This is a genomic window from Legionella waltersii, assembly GCF_001468085.1.
Classification (GTDB): domain Bacteria; phylum Pseudomonadota; class Gammaproteobacteria; order Legionellales; family Legionellaceae; genus Legionella; species Legionella waltersii.
In genome coordinates, this window is the sequence record NZ_LNZB01000060.1 from 451325 (window position 1) to 452198 (window position 874).

Consider the following 874-nt stretch of genomic DNA (forward strand, 5'->3'; position numbering starts at 1 on the left):
AGAGATTAATCTTAAAAATTTCTCTGTAGAGCCCGAATCGAGTAACTTATGATCTTTTTTCTTTGCAAAATAGGTAGAAGTCGTAATTTTTAATCGACTAAGAACATCCTTAACCACAAAGGATTGATCGTTTAGAAAATTCTCAATCAACTCAGGATTAATGCCTTTCCTAATTATTTCTATTTCTTTAATAGGATCTTTAAAATAGTCCATTAGCTTATTTGCACTCGATAACATGATAGTTCTCCTCTTAAAAACAGTATAGGTCTAATTTAAGCATTATGCAATTCCAAATTAAGAATATAAAGAGATTGGCAAGTTAAATTAAGGTGGGGGGCAACATCACTTCATGCCCTATATTAAAGCCCCTTCATTCCCTCGATTTTGAATAAATCCAAACTGTTGCAAACAACCAAAAAGAGACTAAGTGCGATAATTTCTTATAGGTATGCAACAAATGTAACTTGGGTCATTCGTGAAAGCGGATAGTTCCGTATCCGCTTGCTTACGCGCGCGGCTCGGTTCACTCCCTGCCAAGACTAGGATTTGATTCAGTTAGCAAGGAAGGAACCGAGCCGCGCGCGTAAGAGACTGTGGAAAATATCAGCTACGTCCATCGGCTCGTCCGAGGGATCAAGAAAATCTCGGTTGTTTTGCTGCATATTCGACCAGCTGGATCATGAATAGCACCGTTTGGATACTGAGGACAAGCCGCGGTACGTAGTAAAATTGAGCACTCTGGATAATACCACAGTCTCGTAAGCAAGCGGACCCACCTAATGGCGCCTACACGTAACTCTTGAATTAATGTCACAATAACCAGGTACTTCGATTTAGGGTTTTAATGAAATAATCCTTGATGTAGAAGGATTGT

The 874-nt window shown here is 39.2% G+C and carries 1 protein-coding gene; it reads right to left on the reverse strand.

Annotated features, from left to right (window positions below):
- Window positions 1-237 (reverse strand): hypothetical protein (locus Lwal_RS17775; protein ID WP_193787242.1); only part of this gene is annotated, 237 nt, incomplete at its 3' end.
- Between the last annotated feature and the right edge of the window lie 637 nt (window positions 238-874).